This is a genomic window from Robertmurraya mesotrionivorans, from assembly GCF_050971805.1.
GTDB lineage: Bacteria > Bacillota > Bacilli > Bacillales > Cytobacillaceae > Robertmurraya_A.
This window is the reverse complement of sequence record NZ_JBPCCH010000003.1, coordinates 150,861-165,192: the sequence shown is the minus strand read 5'-3', so window position 1 is coordinate 165,192 and position 14,332 is coordinate 150,861. Positions and strand designations below refer to the sequence as shown.

The window sequence follows — 14,332 nt, the reverse complement described above, 5'->3', positions numbered from 1 at the left end:
TCGGAATTGAGTGATGACGTTGAAAAAATTATCTTCATTTAAAATGAATGATTTACCAATTAGGTACAAAATCATAGCACTGTTATTAGTGATCAGTATTCTGCCTTCGATCGGCATGGGCTCTTTAGTTAGTATTGCCGTAGATAAAATCATAGAAAAACAAGCTACTGAACACACCTTGCAATTAATTGGCCAAGCAAATAGATCGTTAGAATCATATATAGAAAATATGCAAGATAGTTCTTATATTATATCTTTCAGTCCACAAATGAATGATTTTCTTAACGAAGGGATGGATCAATCAATAAATAACCAGTACCAAATGAAACAATTTTTGCAAGGGTTTACAACCGTTAATCCAGAGATAGCTGGTATCCTAGTAATTAATAATAGAGGAGAATATATCAGCAACGAATTGTATGCTAAAAATATGAAATTATTAAGTGAAGAAAAATGGTATAAAGAAGCCATTGCGAATAATGGGATTTTTGAGATAATTGGCCATCCTAAAAATAGAAGTATTAAATCTCACGTCAATTATGAGGAAAGCGATATTGTTTCTGGTGTACGGGCAATACTGGATCCCGAGACTCAAAATGTAATGGGAGTCATTTTAATAGATTTGAAATTAAGGGTAATATCTGAAATAGTTGAAGACATAAGACTAGGGAAGAATGGTTATTTAATGGTTATAGATGATGAGGGTGAGGTAATTTATTCTCCAGAAGAATCACTAGTTAATGAAGTACGACCAAAATGGTTTGAAAGAGGTTCGTCAGGAGCATTCTTAAAAAATATTGATGGAGAAAGCATACAATTTATTTATAAAAAGTCACCCTTTTCAAATTGGACGACGATTGGGGTATTCTCTACAAATGAATCAGTTATGGAGATTCAGCAAATCAATTTTTACGTAATTAGCTTCATATTTGTTGTTTGTGCATTTGGAATTGGAGCATCATATTATTTATCCCACTCCATGGCAAGACCAATTAATCAATTAAATGTTTTTATGAATCAAGTGGAAGCAGGCGATTTATCGATACGTTATCAAGGGGTTCGAAAAGACGAAATAGGTATGCTAGGGCGTAGCTTTAATAATATGTTAGAACACATAAACAAATTAATCTCTTTGATTGAGATCCAAGGTCGAAAAAAGCGGGAAGCAGAATTAAGGGTCCTTCAGTCTCATATTAAGCCCCACTTTTTATACAATACACTAGATACTATCAATTGGTTGGCTAGAAAAAAAGGGGCATTGGATGTCTCTGATCTGGTGGAATCTTTATCCCAGCTTTTTCGCATAGGTTTGAGCAAAGGAAATGATATTATCCTATTGGAAAATGAAATCGAGCATATCGAAAGTTATTTGAAGATTCAAAAGGCTAGATACAAAGATAAACTAAAATACAATATTTCAATTGATTCCAATCTATTACATATATCAGTCACAAAGCTTGTGTTGCAACCAATAGTTGAAAATGCAATCTATCATGGAATCAAGGAAAGGCGAGGCCCTGGACACATCAAAATTATTGGAAAAAAACATGGGGAGAATTTAGTGCTTTTTGTAAATGATGATGGGGTTGGAATTCCTAAGGAACGATTAGATAAACTAAATGAAAGTTTGTCAGTTAGCTTTGATAGTCTTGAAGAAACGAAAAAAATAACGAATATTGGTTATGGGGTTATGAATGTACAAGCTAGAATCAAATTAACATATGGAGAATCATATGGTTTGTATATAGAAAGTATTGAAGGAAAGGGTACGACAGTGAAAATTGTACTTCCATTAAAATGAGAATGTATATCCTAAATGGTAATGGGGTGTTTATTTGCAACAACTATTAAAAGTACTAATCGCAGATGATGAGCCTAATATTAGGGAGGGCATTCGATACTCAATTGACTGGCATGAGATTGGGATGGAAGTTGTAGCCGAAGCTGAAGATGGTGAAGAAGCCTTAGAATTGGCCCTAAAATACAAGGTTGATGTTCTTTTAGCCGACCTGAATATGCCGATTATGAATGGATTAACATTAATAAAGAATATCCGTGAAAATATCAAAAAGTGTAGTGTTGTCGTTATATCGGGTTATGATGATTTTACGTATGCCCAGGAGGCTTTACGTTTACAGGTTGATGATTATATTTTAAAACCAATAAAACCAAATAATTTGAGGCAGGTTCTCAAAAAAGTGTCTGAAAAGCTACAAACTCAGACAGTTCAAAAGAAATATATGGAAATTGCCTCAAGCAACATTTCGGAAAATACATTATTAATTCAAGAACAGTTCTGTCGAAACTGGGTAGATGGAACTCTAAAAAATGACAAAATAAAGGAGCAGCTTCACTTTTGGGGTTTACCTGAGGTACCTCCCAATATCCTTACAACTGTTTTCATCCAAGAGTTAGAAATAAAGCAGCCCCACATTAAAATGACAGATCGGGAATTATTTATTTTTGGGGTGAAAAATATTCTTACAGAAGAATTGGAAAAGGAGAAAAAGCTGGTTTTTAGTGATAAATCTGGGTTGTTGATTATCCTATTGTGGGGAGAAGCACATGAAGAATCATTTTCAAGAATAGAAAACAGCATTTTATCCTATTTACAAGTGTCTCCTATTCTATTTTCTGAAGTTATTACAGGGGATTTTGACGCTCTTCCTGCAGTATACGAGAATTGTAAGAAAAAGCTGCATGAAGAAGGTCAGGTATCTCCTATTGTTAGGCGCGCTCAAAATTATATTCGTGAGCAATATACAAGCTCTACTTTAACTTTAGAATCAATTGCTCAACAATTACAAGTATCACCTGCTTATTTAAGCAGGATAATCAAACAAGGGCTGGGAACTACTTTCGTAAGTTTGGTTACTGAGATGAGAATAAAAAAGGCAATTAAATTATTACATTCTAGTAATTTACAAGTTTGTCAGATAGCAGAACAAGTCGGCTATGAGTCACAACATTATTTTAGCACCGCATTTAAAAAGATTGTCGGTGTTTCACCAAATCAATATCGAAAAGGATTTATACAGCTATCCCATGAAAAACCTAGAAATTATTAATAATAATAAAAAGGGTGAAGTCTACTGTAAATAAGTAGCTCTTCACCCTTTTATTTTGTTATTTCACAAAGTTTATACTGATTGACACAAAACCTATTTTCACTGAAAGAAAAGTGTTTTTAAAACTGAATGAAAGCGCTTAAATAAAAGTAAAAATATTATAAAAACTGTAATTTTTTTAAAAAGACTGTTTTAGACTCATTTGTTACTATGATTTTAGAGAAAGGGCTTACAACCAAACTCGAATAATTTGTATCTAAGGAAGGGGAGTAACAATGAAGAAAGTTTTAGTAACAATCTTTATGTTAACAATGATTTTTGTTTTAGCAGCTTGTGGTAGTAAAGAATCTTCTGGTGAAGGAGATAAAGGATATGTTGGAATAGCAATGCCTACTAAGTCCTCGGAAAGATGGGTATTTGATGGAGAAAACATGGTAAAGGAATTTGAAAAGCTAGGCTATAAAACAGATTTACAATATGCTGAAGACGTTGTCGAAAACCAAGTTTCTCAAATTGAAAATATGATTACTAAAGGTGTTAACGTTCTTGTAATTGGTTCAATCGACGGGGAAGCTTTAACAGATGTTTTACAAAAAGCTAACGATCAGGGAATTAAAGTGATAGCGTATGACCGATTAATTAAAAACACTGAATATGTAGATTACTATGCTACGTTTGACAACTTTAAAGTAGGTGTTCAGCAAGGTTCATATATTGAGGAAAAATTAGGTTTAAAGGATGGAAAAGGTCCATTTAACATTGAACTATTTGCAGGATCCCCAGATGACAATAATGCATACTTTTTCTTTGATGGTGCCATGTCTGTATTAACACCATATATCGAATCTGGAAAGCTAGTAGTAAAAAGTGGGCAAACTGAATTCGAACAAGCAGCTACTTTAAGATGGGATGGAGCAACAGCTCAAGCTAGAATGGATAATCTATTAAGCTCTAAATATGCTTCGGATAGAGTTGATGCAGTGCTATCACCATATGATGGAATTAGTATCGGTGTTATCTCTTCATTAAAAGGTGTAGGTTATGGATCCTCAGATCAACCTCTACCAATCATTACAGGGCAGGATGCTGAATTAGCTTCAGTTAAATCGATTATCGCAGGGGAGCAAACACAAACTGTATTTAAAGATACTCGTGAATTAGCGAAGAAAGCAGTAGAAATGGCAGATGCTGTATTAAATGATAAAGAAGCTGAAGTAAACGATACAAAAACATATGATAATGGGGTTAAGGTTGTACCTTCTTATCTGTTAGAGCCTGTATCAGTTGATAGTAGTAACTATAAATCTGTTCTTGTAGACAGTGGATATTTTACTGAAGAAGAACTTAAATAGAAATCTCTTAATAGAAAATGATTTAGTGCTCCTTTTAAAAAAGTGCACTAAATCATTTATTACATTATGAAAGTGTGGTGTTCCAATGTCGGAGATTATATTAGAAATGAAAAGTATTACAAAAGAGTTTCCAGGCGTTAAGGCACTAGAGAATGTTAATTTGAAAGTGAAAAAAGGAGAAATTCATGCACTAATGGGTGAAAATGGTGCAGGAAAGTCTACCTTGATGAAGGTACTAAGCGGGGTATATCCGATTGGAACGTATAACGGCGATATTCTTTTTGAAGAAAAAATATGTGGATTCAAAAATATAAAAGAGAGTGAAGAATTAGGAATTGTCATTATCCATCAGGAGCTCGCATTGATCCCAGACTTGTCTATTGCAGAAAATATTTTTCTGGGTAACGAACAAGCGAAAAAAGGAATCATTAATTGGAATGAAACTAAGGTTAAGACAAAAGAACTCTTAACTAAAGTAGGCTTGTCAGAAAATCCTCAAACATTGATAACCAATATAGGTGTAGGTAAACAGCAATTAGTAGAAATAGCAAAAGCATTGTCGAAGCGAGTAAAATTACTTATTTTGGATGAACCGACTGCGGCATTAAACGAAAATGATAGTGAGAACCTTCTTAATCTATTATTAGAATTAAAGAAACAAGGTATTACCGCTATTATTATTTCACATAAATTGAATGAGATTTTAAAAGTGGCTGATTCCATTACAATCCTTCGCGATGGTCAAACAATTGAAACTTTAGATGTTCATGAAGGAAACATTACTGAAGATCGCATTATTAAAGGCATGGTTGGACGAGATTTAACCGATCGCTATCCTAAACGAAATCCTAAAATTGGAGAAGTTATATTCGAAGTCAAGAATTGGAATGCTTACCATCCAATGCACAGTGACCGCAAAATACTTGATAATGTAAATCTTAATATTAAAAAGGGTGAGATTGTTGGTATAGCAGGATTAATGGGTGCAGGAAGAACCGAACTGGCCATGAGTATTTTTGGTAAAACATATGGTCAAAAGATAAGTGGACAGATCTACATGAAGGGGAAAGAAGTTCATTTTAATAATGTTTCTCAGGCAATCAAGAATGGTTTGGCATATGTGTCGGAAGATCGAAAAGGGAACGGCCTAATTTTAATAGATGATATTAGAAAGAATATCACTCTTCCAAGTTTATTTAAAATCTCCAAAAACAATGTGATTAATGGAAATCAAGAAATTGTTGAAGCTGAAAAATTTCGCGACAGATTAAAAATAAAAACACCGAATATTTGGCAACAAGTAGGAAATTTAAGCGGTGGCAATCAGCAAAAGGTTGTTTTAAGCAAATGGATCTTGTCTGGCCCAGAAATTTTAATTCTAGATGAACCTACCCGTGGAATTGATGTTGGTGCGAAATTTGATATTTATTCTATTATTAATCAATTGGCGGATGAAGGAAAAGGTATTTTAGTAATTTCATCTGAACTCCCAGAAATACTGGGTATTTGTGACCGTATATACGTGATGAGTGAAGGCAGAATATCAGGAGAAGTTAATAGAAAAATTGCAAATCAAGAAAACCTAATGCATTTAATGACAAAGACTAGGGGGTAATACTACATGCAAACATTAGCAATCATGGCAAAAAAGAATATGAGGCAGTATAGTATGATTATTGCTTTAATTTTTATTATGCTACTCTTCCAGATTTTAACCGATGGTATTTTATTAAAGCCTTTAAATATTACAAATTTGATTCTTCAAAACAGTTATATTTTAGTTTTGGCAATCGGGATGGTCCTTGTTATTATTACGGGTCATATAGATCTTTCTGTAGGATCAATTGCAGCATTTGTCGGAGCCATTTCAGGTATTCTGATCGTACAGTATAATATGTCGACGTTCATGGCAATAATCATTTCATTGTTAATCGGTGGCATTATTGGAGCTTGGCAAGGATTTTGGATAGCTTATATGAAAATCCCTGCATTCATTGTTACACTTGCTGGTATGCTTTTGTTCAGAGGTTTGACAATGGTTGTATTGAAGGGGCAATCGATCTCGCCATTTCCAAAGGCTTACCAAGGGATGAGTTCTGGATTCATTTCTGACCTATTTAGAGGGGGATCTATACATCTTTTAACTATTGTGATCGGTATACTTTTATCTATTATTCTAATTTTTTCTGAGTTGAGAAATAGAAAAGTGCAGCTGAAATATAATTTTGAAGTACCTAGAACTAGTGTATTTGTTGCAAAATTAGTTGTTATGATTGGGATTATCAATGTATTTTCATATGTTCTTTCTACATATAATGGTATCCCGAATATTTTAATTACGTTAGCAATATTGGTTCTTCTATACACATATGTTATGAGAAAAACAGTTGTTGGACGTCATATCTATGCAATTGGAGGAAATGAGAAGGCAGCGCTCCTTTCTGGAGTGAAAACGAAAAAAGTTACATTTTGGGTATTTGTTAATATGGGCGTCCTTTCAGCCTTATCTGGATTAATTTTTGCTGCTCGCCTTAATGCAGCAACACCAAAGGCAGGTAACCTATTTGAGCTTGATGCCATTGCCGCATGTTTCATTGGGGGAGCTTCTGCTTACGGCGGTATAGGTACAGTACCTGGAGCAATAATTGGTGGACTTGTTATGGGTGTAATGAACAATGGGATGTCATTAATTGGACTAGGAATCGACTGGCAACAGGCTATCAAAGGACTTGTATTATTGGCTGCAGTCGCGTTTGATATCTATAACAAAAATAAATCATCCTAATGATGATGATTTACTCAAAATCTTAATTGAGGAGTTCGCCCAATTGCTCAAGCAATTCTCTATAAAATACTATTTACTTAGGTACAAGCCGAGACGTAGTACAGACAAAAATATGTATACTTGTACGGATGACTTAAAATCTATTACTCTACCAATACATTTTCTTTAGGGGGATTTACTTTGTTAACGACAAAAGCTTATGAATTTTGGTTTATAACAGGAAGCCAATTATTGTACGGAGAAGAAGTGTTAAAAGCAGTGGAAAGTAACTCACGTGTCATAGTAGAAGGCTTAGATGCAGATGTTCCTTACAAACTAGCATTTAAATCCGTTGTAAAAGACGCAGATGCCATCCGTAAAGTGATGTTAGAAGCGAATGCGGACGATAATTGTGCAGGTATTATCACGTGGATGCATACATTCTCTCCTTCAAAAATGTGGATTGCAGGGTTATCTGCCTTACAAAAGCCATTCCTGCACCTTGCTACACAATTTAACCGTGATATTCCATGGGATTCGATTGATATGGATTTCATGAACCTAAACCAATCAGCACATGGTGACCGTGAGCATGGATTCATTACAAGTAGATTAAATGTTAAGCGTAAGGTAGTTGTAGGACACTGGGAGAACCAAGAGGTAAAAGAACGCGTGGGAAGCTGGATGAGAACGGCTGTAGCTCATTCAGAAAGCCAAATCCTGAGGGTTGCACGCTTCGGAGACAATATGGCGTCAAGTGGCAGTTACTGAAGGTGACAAGGTTGAGGCACAAATTAAATTTGGTTGGACAGTGAATGGATATGGTGTAGGTGACCTTGTACAACGAATGAATGATGCCTCTGAACAAGAAATTGATCAGCTAATGGCTGAGTATGAAGAGAAATATACAATTGTTCCAGAAGGATTAACGGATGGTCCTGTTAGAGAATCTATTCGTTACCAGGCAAGAATTGAACTTGGGATGAAGGCGTTCTTAGAGGAAGGTGGATATTCAGCTTTCACGACTACTTTTGAAGATCTTCATGGTATGCGTCAGCTACCAGGATTAGCTGTACAACGATTAATGGAACAAGGTTACGGCTTTGCGGGTGAAGGAGATTGGAAAACAGCTGCATTGGTACGCTTAATGAAAATTATTGCTGGAAACGAGCAAACTTCGTTCATGGAAGATTACACATACCATTTTGAGCCAGGAAATGAAATGGTTCTAGGTGCACATATGCTAGAAGTTTGTCCAACGATTTCTGCTACACGTCCAAAAATCGAAGTTCATCCACTAGGTATTGGTGGGAAGGAAGACCCAGCAAGAATCGTGTTTGATGGAATGGGTGGATCTGCATTAAATGCGTCTATTGTTGATTTAGGACATCGTTTCCGTCTTCTTGTAAATGAAGTAGATGCTGTTCAACCAGAAGAAGACATGCCAAATCTTCCAGTTGCACGCGTTCTTTGGAAGACTCAGCCTTCTTTAAGCCAAGCAGTGGAAAATTGGATTCAGGCAGGTGGAGCTCACCATACATGCTACTCTTACAAAGTAACAACAGAGCAATTAAGAGACTTTGCTGAGTTAACCGGTATTGAAATGGTTGTCATTAATAACGATACAAAAACGAATGACTTTAACAATGAATTACGCTGGAACGAAGTAATTTACCGTTAACATCTAATCAATTTATAGCTAGGGGTGAGTAATAATCCTATAGGATTATACTTAAAACTTTAGGCAACTGAATGATATTCGAGTTGATCTGAGCCCCAAAAATAAGATACATTGTTTAATTAGCTTCTAAAAATCTAAGTCCGGGTTTGAACTGGACTTAGATTTTTTAATTTTCCTCATATGTTTTTGATTATAGTAGTCTATATAAGTATCTAATTCAATTTCAAAGTGCTCTATACTTTCGAATTCCCGGAGGTAAAGTAGCTTAGACTAAGTTTTATCAATCGTCCTACGATCAACTCACTTAACCCGACAATTTACTCTTATTGATCTTCTTCATCTTTAAGCCCCTCATTAACATTTTTCATTTAGGTAAAGCTGAAAGAATATTAATTTCAATATCTGAATTAATGTTTATTTTTGTATATACATAAGATCCACCTCAAGAATATTTATCAGAATAACAAAAATATATTACTTATCACAGCTGGATACTTCTTGTTATCTTACATATATATCATTAACTAAAAAAACCACTGATTTCTATTTAGCAGTGGTTTAGATTTTATATTTGTTCTTCGGGTCTTTCACTACTGTGCATAGTCCCTAAAAATGAAATCATCATCGCCTTCCATTTCTAGTAATTATTGAGATTAATACGAGAATAGGCCTTTCGAAACTCGGAAGGTGTCATATTTTCATGCTTTTTAAATAACCTCATAAAATATTTTTCATCATATATTCCTACCTGATAGGAGATTTCCTTAATGATATAAGATGTACTTGAAAGTAATTCCTTAGCTTTCCGAATTTTTAAATAGTGTAGATACTCTAGGACATTCATTCCTATTTTTTGTTTAAAAAGACGGGTAAGATAACATTTATTATAGTTAAACTTTCAGCTATAGATGTCACCGTCATATCATTATGAAGGTTGATAGCCGTGGCGAAGGATTTTTCAGCTATAAAATGGCAGTGGAGCCGAATAAACAAATGTATCTTCAAGTCACTTATTATGGGGGAGACAATATCCTATACAGTGATGGAAAAAATATACCAACACGACCTCGAGTTTAATTGATGGAAAGTTAATTGCCAATCAAAAACTAACGGGTAGCAATCCAGATGGCCTTATTGATGTTTTTTATGAAATTCGGATAGAGTTAGCGGAAGGGGAAAAAAGGTAGAAGTGAAATTTTCATCACATGTAGGGACATCTACTGGTGGGGTATAGGATATTAGAGTCATAAATTCTATTTTAAGAGATTAATAGGTTTTTTTTACACATTTCTTGGACATGGTCCGCTTATTGGATAACTTCCTGTTATTGTGAATCAATGATAAGACTATATTACTAAGTTTGAAGCATATCTTCACATGTATTGAGAAAACTCATTAATTATCTGAAAACCTATTGGAAAAAATGGAGGTTGATATTATAATAGTTGTAAGTACATGTTGTTGTTTATCCTAACATATACGTACAAGTTTATTGATATCAATGGAAAAGAGTACTTACAATATGATTTTTGCTAAGGAGACCATCCATGAAACAAAATAACGAAAACATATCATTTAAGGACCGTATGATTGCTCATTATTATTTTGCTGATCCAGATTATGTGGGAAAAGACAGCACGGGGAGTGGCAATAATGCCATAACTGCGGGGACAACAAAACCAATCATAGAAACAGTAGGTGGTAAAACGGGTGTTACGTTTGCCGGTGGAAATAGCGGGACTTCATTTATGCAGCTTCCTTCGGGGTTACTCAAGGATATTAGTGATAACTCCGGGATTACAGTTAGTACATGGGTTTATTTGAAAAAAGGTACGAATGTGTGGGAAAGAATTTTTGATTTTGGCAAAGGGTCTTCTGGACCGTATCTATTTTTAACACGAAGTTTACGTGGTACTTGTTATTCAGATGGAGATCTCGTGGCTGATGCTGGTAGAACTTACGCTTCGGGAGAATGGATCCATGTCGCTATGTCAGTTAAAGGGACGGAAGGCGGTACATTAAGCAGTGCTGGACCGATTATTTACGTCAATGGTGAAGTTGTTGCAGATGGTTCGATCAGCCAGACTTCGAGTGGTACATATGTAAAACTTCGCAATTGGTTTGAAACGTTCTCAGAACCATCCAATTACAGCAATAACTATATCGGTAAATCTCAATATGACGTAGATGCTGATTTTAGCGGTTCCCTCTCTGACTTCCGCATCTACAAAGCTGGATTATCACAAGATGAAGTGATTGAGGTAATGTGTGAATCTCTTACAGATGAAGAGATTGTTCAACTGGCCAAGGACAAGTATTTATCGTTTCCGATAACCATTGTAACGAAGGATGTGTCATTGCCTACTTTACTTATGGGTGGAAAGGTAAGCGTTTCCTGGGAATCAAGTAACCCGAAAGAGTTATCGAATGACGGTGTAGTAGGAGAAATCCATGGACCGAAAGGTGTTACTTTGACAGCGGTCCTAAACAAAGGGAATTCTACCACTAAAAAGGAATTTCCGGTGTCCATCCTTCCGAAGGGAGTCCCAACACATCACTTAACGATCGATGGAAGCCAAGAAGTGGTAGATATCAGTAAGACGTTATACGGGCTTTTCTATGAAGATATCAATAACGCAGCGGACGGTGGTATTTATGCCGAGCTAGTTCAGAATCGTTCCTTTGAATCGTTTGTGTTTGATACGTATTCCCATGCATCTGGCGAGTGTGGTTGCTCTACTGGTAGAAACCATGAACCGTTGCATGCCTGGTTTGGAGATGTTGATAAAGTAACGGTGAAAAATACAGGGGGATTGAACGAGTTTTTTGGAATTTCTGATCAAGATGTCAATTCTCATTATATTACCGCACCAAACGGAAGCACGATCATCAATAAAGGGTTTACCGATTCAAATCACCATTGTGCGATGTCTATCAAACAAGGGGATCAATATGAATTGACGATCTGGGCCAAGGCCGAATCAGCGGGAAGCATCACAGTCCAGATGCAAGATCCGAACGGCTTGCCTATCAGTGACACCGTAACGGTACAGGTGGAAGGCGGTTACACATGGCGGAAGTATGGCGTGGATTCAAAAATGGTACTGACGGGTTCGAATACCATTCTTGGTCAGCTTGCGTTAACCTTTACTGGTGAAATTTCCATTGATATGGTTTCTCTCATGCCGCAAGATGTGTGGGGAGCTGAAGAGGAAGAGAGATCGAAGACTGCTCATGCAAACTATAATGCAAATCCGAACTATCGTTTGCGAAAAGATTTAGTAAATGCTTTGGTCGACCTGCATCCCACATTTCTCCGTTTCCCTGGCGGTTGTATATCAGAGGGATCCTATATTTGGGAAAACGTATACGAATGGAAAGACTCTGTGGGCGATATCGAGCTCCGTAAAGAAAACTTTAATGTATGGGGTTACATGATGACGATGGGTCTAGGCTACATGGAATATTTCCAACTTGCCGAAGATCTGAATGCCACTCCTCTCCCTGTCATGGCATGCGGTGTGCTTTGTCAGGCTCGTTCGGATTATGTCAATCCTGCAGGTGGAGACCTGAGAGATTATTATGTTAAGAGCTTTACAGACTTGATTGATTTTGCCATCAACACCGATTTTTATCATAATGAATGGGCTGCTTTACGTAAACAGATGGGTCATGAAGCTCCGTTCGATCTACACTACTTAGGTGTTGGCAATGAAAACTGGGGAACAGAGTTTTTTGCAAACTTTGAGTATTTTAAATCAGCCATTGAAGAATACATGGACAAGCATTATCCAGGCTATGAATTACACATCATTTCAACTGTCGGTGCGCAAGCGGACGATGATGCCTACCAGCAAGGCTGGAAGTTCCTAAGCGGCAATATGACAGGAAGTGAAACGGTCAACTTTACGGACGGCAAGACGGTGACGGAAGAAACGGTCACTTGGTATGAAAAGCAGTCGAACTATATGGACACGATTGCTGATGAGCATTATTACCGTTCAAATGAGTATTTATTAAACAATGCGGACCGATACAACTATTATTACAGAGCTTATCAGCCTGATGGCACCATGAATGAAGCCGAGACCTCAAAGGTTTTCGTTGGAGAATTTGCCTCGACCGATAAGAATACATTGGCGGGAGCAATTGCAGAAGCAGCTGTCATGACTGGTTTTGAAAGAAATTCTGATGTGGTGAGATTAGCAGCCTATGCACCGTTATTTAACAAAGTTTTGACTGACGGAACCTATCGCTGGACACCGGATTTGATTTGGTTTAACGATGAGTCCGTTTGGTTCACACCGAATTACTACGTTCAGCAATTATTTGGGAAGTACCTTGGAACGAAACTGTTAGGTACAGCCTTCTCGACTTATCAGAATGGAAATATCACAGAATTAACTCCACGTGGTGGGATTGAAATCGCTGCAGGCAATGCCGAAATTCATGTAAAAACCGTGAAAGTGATTGATAATGTAAGTGGAACAGTGCTCTTTGACCAGGATTTTACCCAAGAATTAAATCCTGCTTGGGAGGTGATCCCAGGTTCAGCTGGATACTCACTTGATCCGGATAAAGGTCTAATATTACAGGCACAAAACGGCGGCTTAAACGGTTTATATATCATTAACGAAAGCTGGACCAACTATAAGGTTGAAGTGGAAGCAACAAAGTTATCTGGCTCCGACGGTTTTTATGTAGGTGTGGGCTTGACGGATATTTCTCCAGAGAAAAAGGATTGTTTAGAATACGCGATAGGATACAACGGAAATGCCACGGGTGTGAAGGTATACAAGCAAGGCATTCAAGGCTATACATTAGGTGACTATTCATCCAGTACGGCAGCAGGGAACTTACGAGCAAGCTGCTATGAAGAGTTAGCGGATAACACGCCATACACCATATCAGTTAATTACGGAGCAGGTACCGGGGATCGTCTCATCTGCTCTTACGCGGACGGCACGACAACAACCAAAGTGTTGGATTATAAACTGGAAGCTTATAACCGAGACATTTTTAACTCCGTTACAAAAGACGATCTTCACGTCTATGTGAAGCTTGTCAATGCCGATCCATTTGAAAAAACAACCAAAATTCTGCTGAAGGATTTGAACGTGGCGGAAGAGGGTCGTATGATCACAGTGACTGGGGATGAATCCCTTGTTCATACACCGAATGTCAATAAAACGAATGCGGAACAGATTGTTCCTTCCGAAACGGAAATCACACTTGACGACAATTGTGTGGTTGTCACATTAACAGCAAATTCAGTGAGTGTCATTGTTTTAGATGTAAAATAAAGGTATTAAGGACGTGTTTGCGGAAGCAAGCATGTCCTTTTTGTATACTTGGTATGGAGTGCAGGATTCTAGGAATGTTTATATAAAAACTTCTTAACTATTAGCTGTTGCTAGGGGTAAATCTCGAATAGCCACAAATTTGATGCTTTTCACTCATAAACTAA

Annotated in this window: 7 protein-coding genes and 2 pseudogenes; 7 read left to right on the top strand and 2 right to left on the bottom strand. The window is 36.7% G+C overall.

What is annotated here, in order from left to right; all coding sequences use genetic code 11:
- Window positions 1-13 precede the first annotated feature (13 nt).
- The 6 genes and pseudogenes from ACRX5O_RS07160 to araA all read left to right on the top strand — a co-directional run bounded on the left by ACRX5O_RS07160 (window position 14) and on the right by araA (window position 8,865).
- Complete coding sequence (locus tag ACRX5O_RS07160; RefSeq protein WP_433905332.1) at window positions 14-1,801, top strand: cache domain-containing sensor histidine kinase; 1,788 nt, start codon at window positions 14-16, stop codon at window positions 1,799-1,801.
- Between the two features lie 34 nt (window positions 1,802-1,835).
- Window positions 1,836-3,068, top strand: coding sequence for a response regulator transcription factor (locus tag ACRX5O_RS07155; RefSeq protein ID WP_433905331.1), 1,233 nt, complete (start codon window positions 1,836-1,838; stop codon window positions 3,066-3,068).
- A 275-nt stretch (window positions 3,069-3,343) separates the two neighbouring features.
- Window positions 3,344-4,420, top strand: coding sequence for a multiple monosaccharide ABC transporter substrate-binding protein (chvE, locus tag ACRX5O_RS07150; protein ID WP_433905330.1), 1,077 nt, complete (start codon window positions 3,344-3,346; stop codon window positions 4,418-4,420).
- Between the two features lie 85 nt (window positions 4,421-4,505).
- Entirely contained in the window at window positions 4,506-6,035 is a 1,530-nt protein-coding gene (gene mmsA, locus ACRX5O_RS07145; protein ID WP_433905329.1) for a multiple monosaccharide ABC transporter ATP-binding protein, read from the top strand.
- 6 nt (window positions 6,036-6,041) lie between these two features.
- Window positions 6,042-7,205: a multiple monosaccharide ABC transporter permease gene (gene mmsB, locus ACRX5O_RS07140; RefSeq protein ID WP_433905328.1), complete on the top strand. Its 1,164-nt coding sequence runs from the start codon at window positions 6,042-6,044 to the stop codon at window positions 7,203-7,205.
- Between the two features lie 180 nt (window positions 7,206-7,385).
- Window positions 7,386-8,865: pseudogene (gene araA, locus ACRX5O_RS07135) on the top strand (L-arabinose isomerase).
- Between the two features lie 134 nt (window positions 8,866-8,999).
- On the opposite strand, the pseudogene ACRX5O_RS07130 reads toward araA, so the two are convergent.
- Window positions 9,000-9,135, bottom strand: a pseudogene (locus tag ACRX5O_RS07130) (IS3 family transposase); the annotation flags it as partial.
- A gap of 367 nt (window positions 9,136-9,502) precedes the next feature.
- A complete protein-coding gene (locus ACRX5O_RS07125; protein ID WP_433905327.1) occupies window positions 9,503-9,709 on the bottom strand; it encodes a helix-turn-helix domain-containing protein in 207 nt (68 codons plus the stop codon).
- A 703-nt stretch (window positions 9,710-10,412) separates the two neighbouring features.
- On the opposite strand from ACRX5O_RS07125, the gene ACRX5O_RS07120 reads away from it, so the two are divergent.
- A complete protein-coding gene (locus ACRX5O_RS07120; RefSeq protein WP_433905326.1) occupies window positions 10,413-14,168 on the top strand; it encodes an alpha-L-arabinofuranosidase C-terminal domain-containing protein in 3,756 nt (1,251 codons plus the stop codon).
- Window positions 14,169-14,332 lie beyond the last annotated feature (164 nt).

Bases quoted from the DNA above. Each gene is read 5' to 3' on its own strand.
- ACRX5O_RS07160 (WP_433905332.1), top strand. From the start codon at position 14: ATGACGTTGAAAAAATTATCTTCATTTAAAATGAATGATTTACCAATT.
- chvE (WP_433905330.1), top strand. From the start codon at position 3,344: ATGAAGAAAGTTTTAGTAACAATCTTTATGTTAACAATGATTTTTGTT.
- mmsA (WP_433905329.1), top strand. From the start codon at position 4,506: ATGTCGGAGATTATATTAGAAATGAAAAGTATTACAAAAGAGTTTCCA.
- mmsB (WP_433905328.1), top strand. From the start codon at position 6,042: ATGCAAACATTAGCAATCATGGCAAAAAAGAATATGAGGCAGTATAGT.
- ACRX5O_RS07125 (WP_433905327.1), bottom strand. From the start codon at position 9,709: ATGAATGTCCTAGAGTATCTACACTATTTAAAAATTCGGAAAGCTAAG.
- ACRX5O_RS07120 (WP_433905326.1), top strand. From the start codon at position 10,413: ATGAAACAAAATAACGAAAACATATCATTTAAGGACCGTATGATTGCT.